The following is an 18878-nucleotide window of genomic DNA, read 5'->3' as shown; positions in this document are numbered from 1 at the left end:
TTTTAAAAATCCTCTACTTCATTCACAAAATACAAAAAGGCCTGCTAAGCAAGCCTTGAAATCTCTCTAGAAAGAGAAATAATCCCGACTTACTTATTGTTAGGTGTTCCGGCACCTTGTAGAAACATCACGCCTATTCGTGAAATAAATAAGTAATTCAATTAGTGTGCATCGCCATTCCAGATAGAATTCTTAACGATCACATAGTCAACATGTTTCAAATCTGCTAATTTTCGGCCTCCTGCATAAGAGATCGAACTTTGCAAATCTTGTTCCATTTCTGTCAAGGTATCTTGCAAATGACCCTTGGCAGGCAATAAAATCTTCTTACCTTCGACGTTCTTATATGCACCTTTTTGGTACTCTGAAGCAGATCCATAGTACTCTTTGAAAGACTCTCCATCAATCTCTACTGTTTTACCAGGACTTTCAATATGTCCTGCAAAGAGAGAACCAATCATGACCATAGATGCCCCGAAACGAATCGATTTGGCAATATCACCATGAGTCCGAATACCACCATCCGCAATGATTGGCTTACGCGCTGCTTTTGAGCACCAGCGAAGAGCAGCCAATTGCCAACCACCTGTACCAAATCCAGTCTTCACTTTGGTGATACAAACCTTACCAGGGCCGATCCCGACCTTAGTCGCATCAGCTCCCGCATTTTCCAATTCACGAACAGCTTCAGGTGTTCCAACATTTCCAGCAATGACAAAGGTATCTGGCAATTCTTTCTTGATGTGTTGAATCATCCGAATGACACTATCCGCATGACCGTGTGCGATATCAATAGTGATGTACTCAGGCGCATCTGCCTTTAATTGACTCACAAAGTCGTATTCGTATTCCTTAACACCAACCGAAATGGAAGCGATCAAACCTTGATCATGCATGCGTTTGACAAAAGGAATCCGACCCGCTTCATCAAAACGGTGCATGATGTAGAAGTAACCACCACGCGCCAACTGCTCTGCGACATTCTCATCTAAAATCGTCTGCATATTGGCAGGAACGACTGGAAGCTTGAAGGTATGCTTTCCAAATTGGACGGTTGTATCTGCTTCTGACCGGCTATTGATGATACATTTGTTGGGAATCAACTGAATATCTTCATAGTCGAAAATAGGAAATTCATTTAACATAGATTGAAAAATCTCTTTTCTAAAAACTGACCTACCTATGCGCAAGCGCATCGCTACGTCTCTTGACGTTTCCTTGATAGATTATACCAAATATACGGACCTAATGCAATGGGAATGATTTTATAGGAAATAACGTTCGGAAATTACAAGACAAAAACCCGTTTCAAAAAGAGAAACAGGTTTTATTTATGAACATTTTGGAGCCAATTGTTCACTTCTCTAGCTACAATTTCAGGCGCCTCTGTATACAGTTCGTGCCCCAAACCATCTAGCAAGACTTGCTCGATCTGGGGATCTAGTTGCTTCAGAGCTTCTTTTCTCCATTCAGGCTCTTCTTGGTATCGAGGCCCGATAAATAGGACAGGCTTGTCTGCAACTGAAATCTGGTTAGCTTTGATCTGACGCCGTAGACGCAATAAGGCCATGACCTTTTCGAGATCCAGATTTAATTCATATTGTTCACTCACTGGATTCCAGCGATAGCTAGCCTCTACAGCTTTACGCGTCATAGGGCTTGGAACTACTTCATCACCGAGCTCTGCTGACACAGCTTCTTCTACAGTCGCAAAGACTTGTTGCTGCATGAAGGACGATGTACCCTCTAGTTCTTCCTCCAGAGGCAGAATCTTTTCCATATCCAGGTAGCCCCCATCCAAGAGAATCAGAGCCCGAATCTGAGGGAACTCAGCAGCTAGATAACGAGCCAAATCTCCACCCAAGGAATGCCCCAATAAACAGATCTCTTCATCTTGTCCAATCTGATCTTGAAACCAAGCACAAAGATCTTTTTCTGTCTGAATCATTTCCCTGTAAGGATCTAGAAAGGTTACAGGAAAGCCGAGCTCATCAATTAGTGGCGCCAAATGGTAGCCATTCCCACCTAAGCCACCAATAAAATAAAACTGCATGTGTTTTGTCTCTTCCTTTTTATTTTATAATTAATTCCTTCATTGGTTAGCGCCAGTCTTTTCAATCCAATATTGCTCCTCTTTGGGGATCAAATGATCAAAACGTCCTGAAAAAAACTTCCATCCGTTTGGCACATATCTTTCGTAGTTTTTCATCCCCAGATGGTTTGAATAAAATTCTTCTTTATCAAAATCGATGAAAAGATCCGGAAGCAAGGCTTTTCCTTCAAAAATAATCTCTGAATGTAAGTCCTCACAATCTATTGAACGTTTGATCATTGAGATCAATTCTTCAACCGTCACCTTCAGCCAATCATCTTTATACATTTCTAAGTAGCTCTCAAGATTGCTTTTTGTAATCACATGAAGATTCTGCTGAATCTCAGGTAAATAGGAGAAATCAACATCCAGACCTGCTTCTTGGTATGCCTGAATATATTTATCGATATCCATTGTCCACATTTCGTTTGAACAAATATACCAGTTAAACTGATGATTTGCAATAACCCCAACAATATTTATTTCTGGTTTCTCTATCAATTGGTCTTTATTCACTAGTTTTTTCTCCCCTTCTCCTATCTACTTGTTCCGAACTGACAATAGGACTTACTTACCAAACATTATATATCTATGATACCGAATTATATTTTGACAAGCAAGTTAATGACCGAGTCGCTAACAAAAAAGCCAGCTAAAAGGGTTTAGCTGACTGATGTCATATCTAATAAATCTTTCTCTGCTCGATCATCTAGCAGAGAAAGCAAGTATCCCACATTCTCTTATATTCTATAAAACAAAAAAGCACTCTGCAAAAACAGAGTGCTATCGTCTTTAATACTTTATATTCCGTTCGACAAACTTGAAGTTGTTTACTTACAGTACTCCTCTATTTTGTAGCTATATTCTTTTAGAAGTCCCCGTGAATAAATTTTTTTATTTTTTGAATCTCTAACTTCATTCCAAAGGATAGCCGCAACTTTTAACTTGTTGGAGTAATGATTGCTAAATTCATCGGCACAAAAGTCTTTTAGAAATTGATTCCATTGGCAAGCTGAATTATCATACTTGGCGTAGTCTGACTCTCCATAGTATATTTTAATCATATCTTGGATTGTAAAATTTATGTTGTTGTCCCGTTTTACTTTTCTCCAAGCAGTTGCCATATCAGCATTAAACTTAAACGGATTAACACCTGTTACAGCTGAAAAATAATCACGAAATTTCTGATTAAAGGAAAACCCACATTCAAGTAATGATGTATTTAGGGTTATTATTTCGGTTTGATTTTTGTTTCTTTTCCTCAAAACTTTTTCTACTCTATTTCCCCTAAAATATTGTTCTATAATATGATTTAATTCTTTTTTTGTACATCTGTATTCTAATCCAAGGTACTTACAAATTTGTGAAAGCTCTTCTCGATACCAGTAGTATCTGTTAAATTCTTCAAATGATTTTATATCTCTAAAATCAGGTCTATGTTCTTCCAAATGCTCGCCTCTACAACTCCAAATTTATCTCATTATACCATAGATAATAAAAGTCATATCAATTTATACCCATGCCACATAAAGCTATAACAGAATATATTACAATCTTGTAATTACTGTATTTCTATTAAGCTTAACATTCTTATAAAATAAATAAGAAAAACAAACGATATAGTCCATCACTAGTAACAAGAAATACTAGAAGTTGAAAGATATAAAAACATTTAAATGGAAAGCATAGCAATAAACAAAACAGTCAGTAAAACGATGGTTTTGTTGTGTTGTTTCACTTGCTTTCTAATTTCCTCTTTTGACTTTATCCGCAGACGCCCTTTGTATTTTGATTTAGTCATGGAACTTCTAATAAGTTCGCTGACGTCCGTACTCACTTAAGGAAAGTTTTTTATATGACTTTATCTTCAATCTGAGACCGTTAAAACCTCTTTGTTTGAATCTTTCTAACTGAATTGGACACAAAAAATCCACTCACTCGGGGTGAAATGGATTGTTTCTTCATTAACGGTTCAACAAGAAATTGAACAATTTTTCGACAATTTTTACGACCAACCAGCATAAGAATCCGATATAGCTAAAATAGAAAATGAGTGACAAAATCGTAATAATCATGGTTTCCTCCTTCGTCGATTGCAAGTACTTGTCTTATTATACCTTTTTATGCAATCGAACTCAATAGAATTTTGAAAATTGTCTGATTATTCTTTTTCTTCTTTAGCTTCTTTGGCGTCTTGATCTGCTTCTTCACTGCCTTTATTGACAGCTGTCTTAAATTCAGCAAACATTTTGCCGATAGACTGGCCCAACTCAGGCAGGCGTTTTGGTCCAAAAATCAAGAGGGCGCCCAGGATGATGATGATCAAACCTGGTGCTCCAATATCACGTAAAATTCCCATTAGTTTCTCCTTTTTCTTGAATAGATGACTTTACTGATGGCGACACTGACTTCAAATAAGAGGATCAAAGGGAGTGTCATGGCCAAGTCACTGATAAAGTCTGCAGGGGTTAACACGACGGCTAAGACCAGCAGAACAAAGTAAGCGTAACGTCGGTAGGTTATTAAAAACTGTGGTGTCAAAAGTCCAATCGAGGTCAGAAAAGCGACCAAAACTGGTAACTCGAACAAGACCCCTAAAGGCAAGGTAGTATGCCATAAGAAGGTTAAATAATTTTGTGCTGTTAATTGGGTATCAAACAGCCCTTCTCCTAAACGCATCAAGACCTCTAAAATAGCTGGACTGACAAAGACATAACCAAATGCAAGCCCCAGCACAAAGCAAATAAAGCTAGCTGGGATGTAGGCAAAGATTGCACGCGCCTCCTTCTCCTTCAGAGCCGGCCTTACAAATTGCCAGATCTGGTAGACAATAAAGGGCAAGGTCAGGCTAAAGGCTGTGAGATTGGCCAGCGATACATAGATCCAGAGGATATCATTCGGTCCCAGCACCAGCAGTTTTTGATGCAGGCTAGCCGTCAAGGCTTGGTAGAGCTCTCCTCCAAATACAAAGGCTACGATGAAGACGATAATATAACATAAGACCACTGCGATCAATCGTTTTCGAAATTCGACCAAGTGCTCAACAATGGTCATTTCATCTGCTCTACTCTTTGCCATGTTGTCTCACCGTGATGAGGGCGATCAGAGCCACAAAGATTAGTTGGGGAAGAAGAACTTCCCAGCTTGGATAGATGCCCGCCCAATCGATGGTTGGAAGTCCATTGACCAAATGGCTTGGTAGGATATTGGTCAACTGCAGGGCGTGGATGCTGACACCGAGCATCTTGAAAGCCAAGACGTAAATCAACCATGTCAGAATGAAAAAGATTCGATGAGGTTGGATAGCTTGACTAGCCTTGGTCATGGCCACTGCAATGATGATGAGGACAGCTATAGCAAGCCCGATTCCCAGTAAGAAATTTGCGGTTGTAATCCGCGGAATGATCCCGACATAAAAGAGAATGGTCTCAGCCCCTTCACGAAAGACTGCTAAGAAACTGAGGGCAAACATAGAGACAAAGCTTCCTGTAGCCGTTACGGTCTTCATTTGACGGTCCATAAAGGCATTCCATTGTTTGACAGAGGACTTGCTGTGGAGCCAAATTCCGATGAGGATCATCATGACCACAGCGAAAATCCCAACACCACCTTCAATGATTTCCCGATTAGACCCCGAAGTAACGGCTGGAAATGCTACTTGCAGAACAAGAGCAATCGCTGCACTGGCAAGAACACCAGCTATAGCTCCACCGTAGACCCACTTGAGGCCTTTCCTCATCTTAGCGGCCTTAAGGGTCGTCACAAGCGCCATGACAATCAGCAGCGCTTCCACTCCTTCACGCAGAAGAATCAACATGGCATCAAAAGCGTTGTAAGAAGCTGTCGTATCGATCGCAGACAGGTCCCTGATCAAGGCTTGTAATTTCTCTTGATAGGCCTTTTCTTTCCCCTTGACCATAATAACCGGAGATTCGCTCTCTACGCGCGTGTAGAGACCGGGATTGGTCGTGCTAACATCCCCTTCGATAGTTGGCCAGATCGTGATGAACTGCTTCATAGTCGCTGCAGCAGTTTTATCGTCGCCGGATTGAAATTGGCTTTGCGCCTTCTCCAAAAGCTTGATTCCATCGTTCAACGTCAAATCCGTACTGGCACTGCTAATGGCTTCTCCTTTTACAAAGGCATCAATCCCATTTTTGAGGTCATCATAAGAGGACTGGATGTTGGTGAAATCGGTAGGCTCTGTTACAATGCTACTGCGTAAGAGCGAAAAAGCCGTCTCGATTTTGCCATAGTAGGCTGTGCTGTGATCTCTTACTACCGCTTCGTTTCGCGTCCAGGTGTTATTAAGATCAGCATAGGTTTGACGGGTTTTATCTAGATCCTTAGCTGTAATGGCCTCTTGTAGGTTCTTAAAATAAGGAGCGAGCCGACTGACAAGTTTGTCTTTTTCCGCCTCTAAATCGACCGGATTTTGCTCTTTTTCAAAAGCGAGCAAGGCTGATGAGATCTTGGTAAGATCGTCTTTGGTTACCTCCCCTTTTATAGCCAGGGCTTGGTTAACTTTTTTCCCTGCCTTGGAATCATGGTGATCTTTGGATTCAAAATCAGCCTGAATCTCAGCGATCAATTCCTTGGCCTTATCCTGGTTCTTATTTTGTACAGCTGTTGTTGCATCTGTGATCTTGATAAAGAGATCGCTATAAGACTCCGCAGCTACTGGATGAGTCCAGAACAAGGCAAGAAGGCCGAACAAGATCAAGAATTTATTCAAAGAGTGCTTGACCAAGATACCCTCCTTTCTCAACGCCTGCAAAGCAAGCAAAGAGTCCACTTCCGATATGGGTGATGTACTCGTTCATTTTGTCTACTGCGCCCAAATTGGTTTGGATTTTGACAAAGCTGTTCGGATCCTTTTGAAAGGCGATAAAGATCAAGCCAGCATCAAATTGCCCAGTCTGTTCATTGATGCCATCCGAATAGGAATATGACCTCCGTAAAATCGGTCGATCGACTTCTTTGGCCAAACGGACATGTGAATCTACTGGTAGTTTAGATAAATCTACTTCATCAAATTCGTTGGTTTTACCAAAGGGAGCACCGGACTCCTTGTAGCGACCAAAGGTGTTTTCTTGCTCCTGCAAATTGGTTCGGTCCCAAGTTTCCAAGTGCATTTGAACTAGGCGAAGAGCCATATAAGAACCACCCTTCATCCAGTCCTTGCTGTCAGTCCAGACGACCTTGTCAAAGTCTTTCTCAGTCGTGACATTTGCTGTTCCATCCTTGAAACCAAAGAGGTTACGGGGCGTTTCTTTTCGGTCACCAATAGCCGCAAATCCTGATTTGCTCCACTTCATGGTAATGGTATTGCGACCCTTACGAATCAGATTTCGCACCGCATGAAAGGCTACTTGCTCATCGTCTGCACAGGCCTGAATGACGATATCGCCACCTGTATATTTGTCCTGCAACTGCTCCTTTGGAAATGGGGGCAAATCACGAAAGAGTTTGGGACGTTTGGACTCCAAGCCTAGTTTCTTTAGAAAGGAAGCCGATACCCCAAACGTCAGGCTCAACCGATAGGGGTTGAGTCCCACTGTTTCACCTGTATCTGTTGGTGGCAAGAGGGCATTGGAACCATCTTTTTTGACCAATTCTCCTTCGACTAATTTACTACTGTAATCGGTCCAGTCTTTAAAGAGCTGGATAACTTCTTTTTTGTCCGTCGTGTGAAGATCTAACACCACCAAGTAGCAAGCCTTCTGCATGGGCGTCGTAATCCCTGCTTGATGCTTACCATAAAAGGAGATATCTTCATCCCCATCATAAGCTTTTTTGCTGGAATTGTCTTGATTAGTGAAAAAAGCAGATGCACCAGAGAGACCCAGCGCTAGACCAGCCCCTCCAATACCTGCTTTTTTAAGAAATTCACGACGGTCCATTTTTTTATCTAAAAATTTTTCGTCAGCCATTTTTCTTATTTCCCATCTAAAATCACACCCATTTGAGACAAGGGTTCACCGAGTTTGGTCACAGCTTCAGCCAATTCCTTCGTATCTTCCTTAGACAACTCTGTGTAAGATTTGTAGTTTGAATCATCTGTCATGTGTTTGTCCAATAGAGCATTGACATTTTTGAATTCTGCTTCCAAGGTTTTAACCAATTTGGCATCTTTTTTCTCAATTAAAGGTTTAAAGAGAGAGAAGATCTTTTCAGCCCCTTCAATATTGGCGCGGAAGTCGTAAAGATCTGTATGAGAGAAGACTTCTTCTTCACCCGTAATCTTTTGCGTTGCCACTTCATTGAGCAAATCGACAGCTCCAGTCAACATGATATCCGGTGTGACTTCTACTGTAGCAATTTTAGCTTTCAACTCCTTGATATCGTTCACCAATTGGTCAGCGTATTTGTCTGTTCCATCTGTAGTATTGTTTTCCCAAAGGATACGCTCAATCCGATGGAAACCTGACCAGCCATCTTCTGATTTATTTTCATCCACATAATCCACCAAACGGTAGTCGATTTTGACATCCGATTCTCCGAAGGTTTCAGCAATCGGTTCGGAACGTTCATAGGCCATGCGGATCAAGGGGTATTGCTTTTTAGCTTCTTCCAAATTCCCGTCTTTTAGGGTAGCTCGGAATCCTTCTGTATCTTTGAGCAATTGGTCAATTTGCATTTCAACAAAGTCTTTGTATTCAGCTGTCGCATTGTCCAAGGTCTTCTGGTCAGCCTTTGACAACTGCACCGTTGAGCTGGTTTGTGTCTTTTGACTTGACTGTTTGCTAGTAGAATTCGCACACCCTGCTAAAAGAGCAACACTCAATAAGAGTAGACTATATTTTTTCATGAAAGACTTCTCCTCATTTGTTCTTCCCTTATTTTACCAGATATTTTCTCATTTTTCAATAATTGTCTGAAAATTTAATAATAGAAAAACTTTTCTGAGAATCAGTCTTTTACAAAAGAATATCTTTGACTCGTCCAATTTCTGATTCTTTCACCACCACAAAGATGCTATCACCTAGATACAAGCGGGTTGCACCATTGACCGTATAGCTCTTACCACTTCGCATTTGCGTGGTGATCAAGATATCTTGAGGGAGGTGCAGTTCATGGACTTGCTTTCCTGCGATCTTTTCTGATACAGGGATCTCAATTAAAGTCAACTCTCCTTCTTCTTGCGCCTTATCCGGCAATAATTGCTCGAGCATGGCTTCATAGACTGGCGCTCCATGGAAGAGATCCATGATCATATAAGCTAGCAAGGTCACCATGCCTAGGGGCATTAAACTGCGAATATCACCGACCATCTCTGTTACCAATATCATAGCTGTTAATGGCGCTTTTGAAATAGCCCCAAAATACCCACTCATTCCTAAAATGATGAAAAGAGGCAGCTGATTTTGAGAGATAAAGCCAATGTTTTGGAGGAAGGTTCCAACGATGGCCCCTAAAAGTGATCCTAATGCTAGTATAGGCAGGAAGATGCCACCTGGTAAGCCACTACCATAGCTCAACATACTCCAGATGAAACGGATCGCAAAATAAAGAAGGATGGTCAGCACTGGATACGGTACTCGAGCTAAATCCAAGACCAATTGATTCCCACCACCAAGAATTTGGGGAAGAAAATAGCCGATTGGAAGAATCAAGACAAAGGCAAATAAAGAAGAATAATGAGAAGGAACATGGAAAATCTTCTCAAGTAAGCGATACAATCGACCGATATTGAGAACCACTATTTCGTAGACATACCCTGCTGCCCCTAAAAAGACTCCTAGAAAAAGATAAATCCAGTACTGAGACAGATGGAGTGGCGGAATATTTTGTGGCATATGAAGCACTGGTGTTTGACCAAAGACATTGAGTGAAATAAAATTAGCCGTCAAACTAGCAGCTAAGGTCGAAATCCAAAAGAAGCGTGAAAAATGATGGTAGACCTCTTCAACCACAAATAAGAGACCAGCAATAGGCGCATTAAAGGCGGCTGCAAGGCCTGCAGCAGCTCCACTTGCAATCAAAGACCGCTCTTCAACTGGGCTGACCTTCAAATGATGGGCCACTCCTTTTCCACCCATAGCCCCTAATTGAATACTAGGACCTTCACGACCAAGCATCAAGCCACTTCCGATGGCCAAGACACCTAAAATATACTTCTTCCACAAGGTATCCCACCAGCTCACCGCCAAAAGACCCTTGAGCTCTGCTTCGACTTGCGGAATTCCCGATCCCTTGATATCCCGATTGGTGCTTATGAGACGACCAGCAATCAGTACGATCACCCCATACCCCAACAGCATCGCCAGCAAATAAAGTGGTTGACCAGACATCTCCTTGTAGACGCCTTGAACAAAATGAAAAATATGTTCGATTAAAAAGCGAAAACTAGAGACGACACAGCCCACAACGATCCCAACCAGAACACCTCTGACAATATGGGCCACAATCGAACTAGAGGCAAAACGAAATTCATTTTTTAAGGCTTCTTCTTTTTCAGACATTCCCTAACTCCTTCAAACTCTTATCCTATTCATTATACCTTATTTCACTGACTCTGAATACTTGGAAAGACAAAAAAAACAAAACTAGCACCGCTAGCTTTGTTTTTCATTTAGCCATTATTCAGCAGTTAAAGCTGCCATTGTGATGTAGTTATATGGTTTGTTGAAGTGTGGCAAGAAGAACAAGTCAGTCAAGGCTAACTTATCAATCGTCACTTGTTCTTGAATAGCAAGTGAGAACATGTGGATGGCCATTGAGATGGCGCTATCACGTGATACCATTTGAGCTCCAAGGATTTGACGAGTGTCTTTGTCATAAACAATCTTGATACCAACCTCATAGTTATCATGTTTAATAAATTCAGGTTTTTGAAGGTCATTGAAGCCTGTTTCAGTAGCATTGAAGCCGGCAGCTTTTGCTTTTTCAAGAGTCAAACCAGTTGAAACCATGTGAAGGCCATAGATAGAGATACCGTTAGAACCTTGAACACCGATTCCTTCCAATTCATGACCAGTCGCATTGTAGGCACCGACAATACCTGAACGAACCGCATTAGATGCGAGTGCGATGTAGCTCATTTCACCACGTGCATTGTCATAGATAGTCGCACAGTCACCAACTGCATAGACACCTGGAAGTGACGTTTCTTGTTTCTTATCAACAAGGAAGGCACCGTTGCGGAAGAGTTCGATCTTACCATCTGCAAGAGTTGTATTTGGACGGAAACCAACAGCCAAGATGACCATATCTACATCGAAGGTTTCTTTATCGGTTACAAGACGTTCTACCTTACCATCTCCTTCAACTGCTTGAACAGTTTGTCCAAGAGCCAAACGGATGTTGTGGTCTTCCAAGTTTTTCGCCATGATGTCTGTAAAGTCTTTGTCATAGTAGCCGTTTAAGACAGTGTCTACGATATCCACCAAGACAACGTCTTTACCAAGACGTTCGAAAGCTTCAGCAAGTTCAACACCGATGTAACCACCACCAACTACGGCGATACGGTTCAAGTGTTTGCTGTTGTCTTTCAATTTTTCGATCACTTCTTCAGCGTTTTGGTACAATTTAACGAATTGAAGATTTTCAAGAGTTGCTTTGAATTCGCGGTTACCAGGAACGATTTCAACTCCTTTAATTGGAGGAATGATTGGTGTTGATCCAGTCGCAAAGATCAATTTTTCGTAAGATTCTTTGTGTTCTTTTCCATCAACCTCTGCAGTTACCACTTTGTTGTCATAGTCAATTGAAAGAACAGGAGAGTTCATGTAGACTTTTGCACCTTTTGCTTCCAATTTTTCTTTGTCAGAGTAGAAGAGACCTTCTGGACCATCGATTTGCTCACCGATCCAAAGTGCCATCCCGCATCCAAGGAATGAAATGTTTGAGTTTTGGTCAAAAACCACAATTTCATTTTCATTTCCAAAATTATCTAACATAGTGTTGATACAAGCTGTTCCGGCATGGTTTGCCCCTACAACAACGATTTTACTCATAGAATAAATCCTACCTTTAATTAAAATTTACTTCTTGAGTATATCATAAAAATGATATCGGTTACAAGATATTTGCTCAATATTTGTGATCTTTTCTTCAAACCTTCTGAAAACTTCCTCTCACAGCTTTCATAAAATGTCAAATAATTTGTCTGAAAGGATTGTGAAAACGGTCTCTATTTGGTATACTGTAGGTAAGTGAAAATTGGAAAGGATAGATTTTTAGTGGACCTAAGTAGTCGATCCGAACGTCTGATGGGAACCACCATCACCGTTTCGATCTGTGACCCACAAGCGGATGAACTCCTTGCGCATTGCTTTGAACTTCTTCGCTCCTACGAACATCGCTTCAGTGCTAATGATGTAAGTTCTGAACTCATGGAAGTCAATCACCAAGCTGGTATTGCTCCTGTTCAAGTTCATCCAGATCTTTTTGAACTGATCGCATTAGGTACCTTGCATAGTCAAGCTAAAAATAGCCATTTAAACATTGCTATCGGCCCTCTTGTGCAAACCTGGCGGATCGGATTTTCAGATGCCAGACGTCCTGCACCAGAAGAAATCGAACAAGCGCTTTTAAAGATCGATCCCCAGCAGATTCAACTAGACCAAGAAAACTATACAGTCTTTTTGAAACGTCCTGGAATGAAGATCGACTTGGGAGCTTTAGCAAAAGGCTATAGCGCAGATTTAATTGCTACCTATCTGAGAGGTAAGGGAATCAAGGATGCCTTGATCGATCTTGGAGGAAATATCCTAACCGTCGGTCAACACCCCGTTAAACAGCAGCCTTGGCGGATTGGCATTCAAAATCCTATCGAAAAAAGAGGAAATCACTTACTGGTCCTCTCAGTCAAGGATAAATCTGTTGTCACCTCTGGCATCTACGAGCGTCATTTAGAAGTCGACGGCCAATCGTTTCACCATATCTTTGATAGCGCGACAGGCTATCCGGTTGAGACAGACTTAGCCAGTATCACCATTATATCTGATCGATCCGTAGACGGGGAGATATGGACTACCCGCCTGTTCGGGGACTCTCCTACTTCTATCCTCAACACTGTTGAATCACTTCCTGGTATAGAGACCTTATTGGTTTCACAATCAGGCAAGATCGCCTATACAAGTGGGCTTCAATCTTATTTATAATTCTGTTATCAGAAAGGAAATTTCCATGGTAAAACTTATTGCGATTGTGGGGACTAACTCCAAACGTTCTACAAACCGTCAACTGCTTCAATACATGCAAAAACATTTTGCTGATAAGGCTGAGATCGAATTGGTCGAAATTAAAGATATCCCTGTCTTTAACAAACCAGCCGACAAACAAGTACCTGACGCTGTCTTGGATATTGTTGCAAAAATTGAAGAGGCTGATGGAGTCATTATTGGGACTCCAGAATACGACCACTCTATTCCAGCAGTCTTGATGAGTGCTCTAGCTTGGCTCTCATACGGAGTTTTCCCATTGTTGAACAAACCAGTCATGATTACTGGGGCATCATACGGTACCTTGGGATCTTCACGCGCCCAACTCCAACTCCGTCAAATCTTAAATGCTCCAGAAATTAAGGCGAATGTCTTGCCAGATGAATTCTTGCTATCTCATTCATTACAAGCCTTTGATCAAAATGGAGACTTGGTAGATTTGGATGTTATTCAAAAATTAGATGCCATCTTCAATGATTTCCGTGTGTTTGTGAAAATCACAGACAAATTACGCAACGCCCAAGAATTGCTTCGCAAAGATGCTGAAGAATTTGACTGGGAAAACTTGTAAGATAGGAGACAGAAAAGAATGAAATTTGTAGGACTTGTAGGATCAAACTACGATCAATCATATAACCGTAAACTCTTGGAATTCATTCGCCGCCAATTTAAGATCAAATTTGAATTGGAAGTTCTTGAAATCGATGAAGTTCCAATGTTTAATCAAGATGAAAAATGGGACGAAAGTTTCCAATTACGTCTTTTGTACAATAAAATTACTCGAGCAGATGGTGTCATCATTGCTACTCCAGAGCACAACCATACGATCTCTGCTGCTCTTAAATCTGTTCTTGAATGGCTATCTTTTGAGGTGCATCCATTTGAAAACAAACCAGTAATGATTGTTGGTGCTTCCTACTATGATCAAGGGACATCACGTGCTCAGGTTCACCTCCGCAAGATCCTTGATGCTCCAGGTGTCAATGCTTATACTCTTCCAGGTAATGAATTCCTTCTTGGAAAAGCAAAAGAAGCTTTTGACGAAAACGGCAATATCATCAACGAAGGAACCGTCAAATTCCTCGAAACCTGCTTGGATAATTTTATGAAATACGTTGAGGTTGTATCTAAATTGAAAAAACCAAAACCAATTGAACCAGAAGACTTGGATTGTAATCATCCAATCGCTACAACTGTTACTGAGGTCGATCCTGACGATCCAGATTGGGTAGAAAAAGTAGCTGAAATCACTGGTGCCGTTTCCGGCGATACCTATGTCAAACTCGACCACGGTATCCTAACCGTTAACCAAATTGATATGTTCTTAAAGGCTATGCCATTTGAATTGACCTATGCCGATGATAACAACCAATTCCTCTACTACAACAATGCCCATCAAGATCCTGATACCATGTTTGCCAAACGCGTGCCACCTCAATCAGGAAGCCGGATGTCAACCGTTCATGGTTCCCTACCACCAGCACGTATGAAAAACGTGGAATGGGTGATTGGTACCCTTCGTAACGGTAACCAAGACTATGTTCGGACTATTGTTCCAGGATCTCCTGAAGGCGTGATCAACACTCACAACTACCAAGCTATGTACTATGAAGATGGTTCATACGCTGGTATCAATGAGATTGTCTTCAACTTCAAACCATGGTTGGACTGGTACCTGCAAACAACCGGCCAACGTCTAGTTGGCGGAAGCGGTCCATTTGCTCCTGCTGGTGGACACGGTAGTGCAGATGCAACTTCTGGTGCTTCTGATGCTGGAGGACATGGTGACGGAGGGCACGGAGATGCCGATGCAACTTCTGGTGCAAGCAACTAATAAAAAAATGAAGCTTCGTGCTTCATTTTTTTATTGTAACTCTTTGATGATCTTCTTAGCATCTTCATTTGAAATAGCCCCTAATTGGACATGTCCAATTTTCCCATGACTGTCTATAAAGACCTCTGTAGGAATAGAGCGAACCTGATAATCTGCAAATGCAGAACCATCTGGATTGTACAAGACCGGTACGGACTTGTAATCTTGTTGATCAAACCATTTAACAAATTCTTCTTCTGTTTTTTCACCTTGGAGTCCTGGTGCCATAATGGTCAGAATTTCAAAGTCTCTATCCGTATCCTTGACCAATTTCTCTAATTCGGGCATACTTTGCCGGCAAGGGCCACACCAGGTTGCCCAAAATTTCAAATAAAGCTTCTTCCCTTTGTAGTCTGAAAGTTTGACCGTATTCCCCTTCATATCCTTTAGTTCAAAGTTACTAGCGTCTTTTCCTACCAAAGGATTCTTATTCGTTGTTGTATTCATTGTTGTCTGATTGTCCATACTAGTCTCACTGGATTGATTCATGGAACAAGCTGACAGCAAAGCTAAAGAAAGAACTGAGAAACAAGCATATTTAAAACCTTTCATCATGCATTAAACCTCCGATTATTTTTATGAAAAGATAGATGACAAACTGTTCAATTGTCCCAAGAGTAAGAGAATTCCCATCAGAATAATGATGGCTCCGCCGATTTTCTTCAGCAATAACAAATGGGGTTTGAGACGATTAAAGTAAGGTAGGACCAGACTAGATGCTAAGGCTAACAGTAAAAACGGAAGAGCCATTCCCAATGTATATACAAGGAGATAAATAGCACCCATAAGAGCATCTTGCCCATCTGATGCTGCTAAAGCAAGGACTGATCCTAATACCGGACCAATACAAGGCGTCCAACCAAAACTAAAACCAAGACCAAGGAGAAAAGCTGAAAACAATTCATTCTTCTGTTTGTTGGCTCCAAAATCCATTGTTTTTTGCTTTTCAAGGAAATGAAAATGAAAGACTTCCATTTGATGAAGACCAAGGATAATGATGAGGGCTCCCATCAGATAACGGAACCAATTGGTGTACATGATCTTTCCAAGCAAGCCCGCTCCAAAACCAATGAGGAGGAAAATAACAGAAATACCGGCAATAAAACAAAGGGTTTTCAACAAGCCATGCCAGCGAATTTTTTTCCCGAACAATAGGATAGCCTTTTCCTGATCACTTCCTAGCAAGATTCCAATATATACCGGTAGCAAAGGAAAGACACAGGGAGAAAAGAAAGACAGAATACCCGCAAGAAAAACTGTCAATGAAAAAATGATTGGATTCATAGTTCACTCCGTATATTGATATGCTACATTCAGTATAACATTGACTGACCTAAAATAAAAATTTCTGCTACGTTTTTTTACTAAAGTTTGGATTTAGATACTAGTTTCAAAAGAAAGACCCTAAAGCCAATAACTTTAGAGTCTAAGTTGTGGTGAAAAACTAAAAGAATATATAAGGCACATTCAAGTATACATTGAAACTTTCCGCCGTGAGAAAAGTGCTAGAAACAGTGATGTTTCTAGCACTCGGGAGTTTTGAAACCTTAGATTCAAAACTAAGTCATGGAACTTCTATGAAGTTCGCTGACGTCCGTACTCACCTAAGGAAAGTTTCTAAGAAGATATTATCTTCAATCTATTTCTAAAGCATAAAACTTTAGAGTTTCTAATATAACTTATTCTTCTGCCGTTTGTTTATTTGGTAATACGAGCGATAAAAGAATTCCGATAACTACTGGCACTAACCATGGAAGAGATTGAGCCGCAAATGGAAGCAAAGCAATCCACTTTTCTACAAGTGAAATTTTAAAGGTACTTGCCAGAACACTCGCAACAGAGACAAAGCTGGCCAAGAAAATAGTCAGTTGCATTCCTGGTTTTGAAAGAGCCACAAATTTATTCACTATCACAAGCAATACAATGGTAATGGTGATTGGGTAAAGAATCATCAAGACTGGCAATGAGAAAGCAATAATGGCATTCAAGCCAAGGTTTGCAATCGCAAAACCAATCAAAGTGAAGACACTTGCATAGACCTTGTAAGAAACCTTAGGGAAGGTGCTTTGGAAGAATTCACTGGTAGAGACGATTAAACCAGCAGTTGTGGTAAAGCAAGTTACCGTCACCATTCCTGCTAGGAAAATCTGAGCAGTCGGACCAAAGATCGCTTTGGTCGCTTCTGATAATACATACACCCCTTTATTGCTATCAGATGCCATAACAGAAGCTGGAATAGGAAAATGATTCCCCAGATATCCTAAACCGATATACAGCACACTAAAACCAAGGGCTACAACAATTCCAACCAACCAAATAGTCTTGATGTATTCTCTCTTACTTGAAAATCCAAGTTGATTCAAGGTAGTCACTGCGATCACACTAAAGGCAACAGATGCCAAGGCATCCAAGGTATTGTACCCCTCTAAAAATCCTTGCCCAAAGGCAGATGCCTGATAGGCTTTTGTGGCCACCATTGGAGCGTGTCCACTATATTTAAGAGCTCCAAGAACGACCAAGATCAAAATGAGAATCGCAAAGATCGGGGTCAATATACGACCAATCCGATCTAGAATCTTAGATGGATTCAAAGCAATCAGAAAGGCTAGCAAAAAGTAGACCAGGGTAAAAATGAAAAGTGCTAAACTGGCATTCATTCCACCTAATAAGGGGGCTATCCCCACTTCGAAAGATACCGTCGCCGTTCTTGGAATGGCAAAGAAAGGACCAATCGAAAGATAAAGCGCAACTAAGTATACAATCGCGAAAACAGGTGAAATCTTACGAGAAATCTCATCAATATATCCTTTGGGATTAAGTGTACCGATAATCAAGGTCACAATGGCAATTCCCACGCCTGAAAGGACAAACCCAGCAATAGCTGGCCAAAATTGATTACCCGATAAAGCACCAAGAGCCGGTGGGAAAATCAGGTTTCCAGCACCAAAAAAAATACCAAACAGTAATAAACCTGTCAGGGAACCTTTTCGTAACATACGATCTCCTTAAAAAGTAATAAGTTTTACTTTATCAAAATTATGGCACTGATGCAACTAATGTGCATACTCATTTAGGAACCCTCATCAAAATTAAATAAAAAATGGAGATTCTAGTTTTCCCTAGAGATTCTCCATCTTTTTTCTAGTGGTCACTAAAGCGTCTATATTTAATGCGGAAATCGAAATAATTTTCTTCCTGCAGTTTACGGAAAATATCGCGATAAGCCTCTTCGTCAAAGTGGTCACCCCGATAGAGAATTTCAAAGCTAAGTCCTTCGTATTCTAAAAAGGCATTGGCAGTTTTAAATCCATTTCGCTTATAGAAATCCATCCGAGACTGACGTTGCTCTAGATTGTCACATTCTTCATCTAAACGTTCCACTTCAAGAATCATGGTTCTTTGGTAAAATTCTACCAATTTTTCAATGATTTCTTGACCATAACCGTGGCTACGTAGGTGGGGCATAATGGCAAAGAAGCTAACATAAAAAGCTTTCTGATTATAGATAGAAAAAGCAAATCCGACAAATTCTTCTTCGTTATAAAAAGCAAAAAAATTAGCATCGTCATTGTCCGTATAACGCAGGTATTCCGACAAAGGGACTCGCTCTTCTTCTGGGAATGCCTCGATATTCAGCCTCTCGACCTTGTCCAGATCTGGGAACGTTTCAGTGATTAATTGGCTGGTTAAGCTCATAAAAGCCTCCTTTTCTGCCCTGATTATACCAAAAAATGTAAGGGCCTTC

General features: G+C 40.9%; 18 protein-coding genes and 1 riboswitch. Of the genes, 3 read left to right on the top strand and 15 right to left on the bottom strand.

Annotated features, from left to right (window positions below; all coding sequences use genetic code 11):
• Positions 1-76: 76 nt before the first annotated feature.
• Positions 77-172: riboswitch (purine riboswitch) on the bottom strand.
• From guaC to nox, 11 genes are all read right to left on the bottom strand, one after another.
• Entirely contained in the window at positions 162-1145 is a 984-nt protein-coding gene (gene guaC / locus M1G14_RS03015) for a GMP reductase (protein ID WP_021153179.1), read from the bottom strand. Its footprint overlaps the riboswitch before it by 11 nt.
• 182 nt (positions 1146-1327) lie before the next feature.
• Entirely contained in the window at positions 1328-2053 is a 726-nt protein-coding gene (locus M1G14_RS03010) for an alpha/beta fold hydrolase (RefSeq protein WP_024055829.1), read from the bottom strand.
• A gap of 39 nt (positions 2054-2092) precedes the next feature.
• Positions 2093-2608: a hypothetical protein gene (locus M1G14_RS03005; RefSeq protein WP_247926255.1), complete on the bottom strand. Its 516-nt coding sequence runs from the start codon at positions 2606-2608 to the stop codon at positions 2093-2095.
• A gap of 314 nt (positions 2609-2922) precedes the next feature.
• Positions 2923-3540 carry an SAP domain-containing protein gene (locus tag M1G14_RS03000; RefSeq protein WP_023918090.1) on the bottom strand — a complete coding sequence of 206 codons (618 nt, stop codon included), beginning with the start codon at positions 3538-3540 and terminating at the stop codon, positions 2923-2925.
• 713 nt (positions 3541-4253) lie between these two features.
• Positions 4254-4451: a Sec-independent protein translocase subunit TatA/TatB gene (locus tag M1G14_RS02995; protein ID WP_023918087.1), complete on the bottom strand. Its 198-nt coding sequence runs from the start codon at positions 4449-4451 to the stop codon at positions 4254-4256.
• The gene (gene tatC, locus M1G14_RS02990; RefSeq protein ID WP_031576239.1) at positions 4451-5170 is read right to left on the bottom strand and encodes a twin-arginine translocase subunit TatC; all 720 of its coding nucleotides are present in this window, start codon (positions 5168-5170) and stop codon (positions 4451-4453) included. Before tatC ends, M1G14_RS02995 begins: the two co-directional genes overlap by 1 nt.
• Entirely contained in the window at positions 5157-6842 is a 1686-nt protein-coding gene (locus M1G14_RS02985; protein WP_247926254.1) for an FTR1 family iron permease, read from the bottom strand. Before M1G14_RS02985 ends, tatC begins: the two co-directional genes overlap by 14 nt.
• Positions 6820-8025: an iron uptake transporter deferrochelatase/peroxidase subunit gene (gene efeB, locus M1G14_RS02980; protein ID WP_049490868.1), complete on the bottom strand. Its 1206-nt coding sequence runs from the start codon at positions 8023-8025 to the stop codon at positions 6820-6822. The genes M1G14_RS02985 and efeB overlap by 23 nt, the downstream gene beginning before the upstream one ends.
• Positions 8026-8030: 5 nt before the next feature.
• Positions 8031-8903, bottom strand: coding sequence for an iron uptake system protein EfeO (gene efeO / locus M1G14_RS02975; protein ID WP_049490869.1), 873 nt, complete (start codon positions 8901-8903; stop codon positions 8031-8033).
• Positions 8904-9012: 109 nt separating this feature from the next.
• On the bottom strand, positions 9013-10557 hold the full coding sequence (locus M1G14_RS02970; protein WP_247926253.1) for a ClC family H(+)/Cl(-) exchange transporter: 1545 nt from the start codon (positions 10555-10557) through the stop codon (positions 9013-9015).
• Positions 10558-10674: 117 nt separating this feature from the next.
• Positions 10675-12051: a H2O-forming NADH oxidase gene (gene nox / locus M1G14_RS02965; RefSeq protein WP_247926252.1), complete on the bottom strand. Its 1377-nt coding sequence runs from the start codon at positions 12049-12051 to the stop codon at positions 10675-10677.
• Between the two features lie 225 nt (positions 12052-12276).
• On the opposite strand from nox, the gene M1G14_RS02960 reads away from it, so the two are divergent.
• The 3 genes from M1G14_RS02960 to M1G14_RS02950 are packed head-to-tail and all read left to right on the top strand — an operon-like array spanning position 12277 to position 15094.
• On the top strand, positions 12277-13200 hold the full coding sequence (locus M1G14_RS02960; protein ID WP_193389408.1) for an FAD:protein FMN transferase: 924 nt from the start codon (positions 12277-12279) through the stop codon (positions 13198-13200).
• 25 nt (positions 13201-13225) lie between these two features.
• On the top strand, positions 13226-13831 hold the full coding sequence (locus M1G14_RS02955; protein ID WP_045759417.1) for an NADPH-dependent FMN reductase: 606 nt from the start codon (positions 13226-13228) through the stop codon (positions 13829-13831).
• A gap of 18 nt (positions 13832-13849) precedes the next feature.
• Positions 13850-15094 carry an NAD(P)H-dependent oxidoreductase gene (locus M1G14_RS02950; RefSeq protein WP_049507732.1) on the top strand — a complete coding sequence of 415 codons (1245 nt, stop codon included), beginning with the start codon at positions 13850-13852 and terminating at the stop codon, positions 15092-15094.
• A 30-nt stretch (positions 15095-15124) separates the two neighbouring features.
• Here M1G14_RS02950 and M1G14_RS02945 read toward each other — a convergent pair whose 3' ends face one another.
• From M1G14_RS02945 to M1G14_RS02930, 4 genes are all read right to left on the bottom strand, one after another.
• Positions 15125-15688, bottom strand: coding sequence for a TlpA family protein disulfide reductase (locus tag M1G14_RS02945; RefSeq protein ID WP_080978242.1), 564 nt, complete (start codon positions 15686-15688; stop codon positions 15125-15127).
• A gap of 21 nt (positions 15689-15709) precedes the next feature.
• The gene (gene ccdA2 / locus M1G14_RS02940; protein WP_045759415.1) at positions 15710-16417 is read right to left on the bottom strand and encodes a thiol-disulfide oxidoreductase-associated membrane protein CcdA2; all 708 of its coding nucleotides are present in this window, start codon (positions 16415-16417) and stop codon (positions 15710-15712) included.
• Positions 16418-16812: 395 nt separating this feature from the next.
• The gene (gene brnQ / locus M1G14_RS02935; protein WP_049507731.1) at positions 16813-18129 is read right to left on the bottom strand and encodes a branched-chain amino acid transport system II carrier protein; all 1317 of its coding nucleotides are present in this window, start codon (positions 18127-18129) and stop codon (positions 16813-16815) included.
• A gap of 145 nt (positions 18130-18274) precedes the next feature.
• Positions 18275-18829 carry a GNAT family N-acetyltransferase gene (locus M1G14_RS02930; protein WP_031576258.1) on the bottom strand — a complete coding sequence of 185 codons (555 nt, stop codon included), beginning with the start codon at positions 18827-18829 and terminating at the stop codon, positions 18275-18277.
• Between the last annotated feature and the right edge of the window lie 49 nt (positions 18830-18878).

Source organism: Streptococcus parasanguinis (assembly GCF_023109675.1).
Classification (GTDB): domain Bacteria; phylum Bacillota; class Bacilli; order Lactobacillales; family Streptococcaceae; genus Streptococcus; species Streptococcus parasanguinis_I.
The sequence above is the reverse complement of the archived record's forward strand: the minus strand, read 5'-3'. Positions and strand labels throughout refer to the sequence as shown.

What these genes read in the sequence shown, in the direction of transcription:
- guaC (WP_021153179.1), bottom strand. Translation starts at nt 1,145, where the DNA reads ATGTTAAATGAATTTCCTATTTTCGACTATGAAGATATTCAGTTGATT.
- M1G14_RS03010 (WP_024055829.1), bottom strand. Translation starts at nt 2,053, where the DNA reads ATGCAGTTTTATTTTATTGGTGGCTTAGGTGGGAATGGCTACCATTTG.
- M1G14_RS02995 (WP_023918087.1), bottom strand. Translation starts at nt 4,451, where the DNA reads ATGGGAATTTTACGTGATATTGGAGCACCAGGTTTGATCATCATCATC.
- tatC (WP_031576239.1), bottom strand. Translation starts at nt 5,170, where the DNA reads ATGGCAAAGAGTAGAGCAGATGAAATGACCATTGTTGAGCACTTGGTC.
- efeB (WP_049490868.1), bottom strand. Translation starts at nt 8,025, where the DNA reads ATGGCTGACGAAAAATTTTTAGATAAAAAAATGGACCGTCGTGAATTT.
- efeO (WP_049490869.1), bottom strand. Translation starts at nt 8,903, where the DNA reads ATGAAAAAATATAGTCTACTCTTATTGAGTGTTGCTCTTTTAGCAGGG.
- M1G14_RS02970 (WP_247926253.1), bottom strand. Translation starts at nt 10,557, where the DNA reads ATGTCTGAAAAAGAAGAAGCCTTAAAAAATGAATTTCGTTTTGCCTCT.
- nox (WP_247926252.1), bottom strand. Translation starts at nt 12,051, where the DNA reads ATGAGTAAAATCGTTGTTGTAGGGGCAAACCATGCCGGAACAGCTTGT.
- M1G14_RS02955 (WP_045759417.1), top strand. Translation starts at nt 13,226, where the DNA reads ATGGTAAAACTTATTGCGATTGTGGGGACTAACTCCAAACGTTCTACA.
- M1G14_RS02950 (WP_049507732.1), top strand. Translation starts at nt 13,850, where the DNA reads ATGAAATTTGTAGGACTTGTAGGATCAAACTACGATCAATCATATAAC.
- M1G14_RS02945 (WP_080978242.1), bottom strand. Translation starts at nt 15,688, where the DNA reads ATGATGAAAGGTTTTAAATATGCTTGTTTCTCAGTTCTTTCTTTAGCT.
- ccdA2 (WP_045759415.1), bottom strand. Translation starts at nt 16,417, where the DNA reads ATGAATCCAATCATTTTTTCATTGACAGTTTTTCTTGCGGGTATTCTG.
- brnQ (WP_049507731.1), bottom strand. Translation starts at nt 18,129, where the DNA reads ATGTTACGAAAAGGTTCCCTGACAGGTTTATTACTGTTTGGTATTTTT.
- M1G14_RS02930 (WP_031576258.1), bottom strand. Translation starts at nt 18,829, where the DNA reads ATGAGCTTAACCAGCCAATTAATCACTGAAACGTTCCCAGATCTGGAC.